1 protein-coding gene and 1 pseudogene are annotated in these 1,000 nt (G+C 75.9%); both read left to right on the forward strand.

Features of this window, described 5'->3' with window-relative positions; all coding sequences use genetic code 11:
- A pseudogene (locus AX737_RS08240) lies at positions 1–394 on the forward strand (cation transporter); the annotation flags it as partial.
- 13 nt (positions 395–407) lie between these two features.
- Positions 408–1,000, forward strand: a 593-nt coding sequence (locus tag AX737_RS08245; RefSeq protein WP_066920502.1) for a shikimate dehydrogenase, incomplete at its 3' end; no start/stop codon positions are given.

Raw genomic sequence — 1,000 nt, forward strand, 5'->3', positions numbered from 1 at the left:
CGCGATCTGGCTCACGGGCCGGACCTGGATCGACCCCGCCGTCAGCCTCGTCATCGGCGGGCTGATCGTCTGGGCGAGCTGGGGCCTGCTGCGCGACAGCGTGACCATGTCGCTCGCCGCGGTGCCGCCCGGCATCGACCCGGAGGCGGTCGAGGGCTGGCTGCGCGCGCGGCCGGGGGTCGCCGCCCTGCACGACCTCCACATCTGGCCGATGAGCACCACCGAGACGGCGCTGACCGCCCATCTGGTGATGGCGGGCGGGCATCCGGGCAACGCCTTCCTGGTCGAGGCGGCCGAGTCCCTGCGCACCCGCTTCGGCATCCACCACGCCACCCTGCAGATCGAGGAGGCCGGCGGCCCCGCCTGCCGGCTTGATGCGGGCTGCCACCCCTGACCGGATTCTTCCGATGAAACGCGCCTTCGTCGTCGGCCACCCGATCGCCCACTCGCGCTCGCCGCTGATCCACGGGCACTGGCTCGCCCTCCACGGCCTCGCGGGCCGCTACGAGCGCGTGGACGTGGCGCCCGAGGCCTTCGCGGGTTTCGTGCGCGGCCTGGCCGCCGCGGGCTATGCCGGCGGCAACGTGACGATCCCGCACAAGGAGGCCGCGCACGCGCTCAGCGACGCGCTGACGCCGCGGGCCGAGCGGATCGGGGCCGTCAACACGCTGGTCGTGCGGCCGGACGGCAGCGTCCTCGGCGACAACACCGACGCGCCGGGCTTCGTCGCCCATCTCGACCAGAGCCTCGGGCCCGACTGGCCGGCGCGTACCGGGAACACCGCCCTCGTGCTCGGCGCGGGCGGGGCGGCCCGCGCGATCGTGGTCGGTCTCGCCGAGCGCGGGCTGGCGCGCATCCGCGTCGCCAACCGCAGCCCGGAGCGGGCCGAGGCGGTGGCCGCGCTCGCCCCCGGCATCGCCGAGGCGCTGCCCTGGGCCGGGATCCCGGCGGCGCTCGGCGGGACGGGTCTCCTCGTGAACACCACCGCGCTCGGCATGGC

Source organism: Methylobacterium sp. CCH5-D2 (assembly GCF_001556475.1).
In the GTDB taxonomy this organism is placed as follows: domain Bacteria; phylum Pseudomonadota; class Alphaproteobacteria; order Rhizobiales; family Beijerinckiaceae; genus Methylobacterium; species Methylobacterium hispanicum.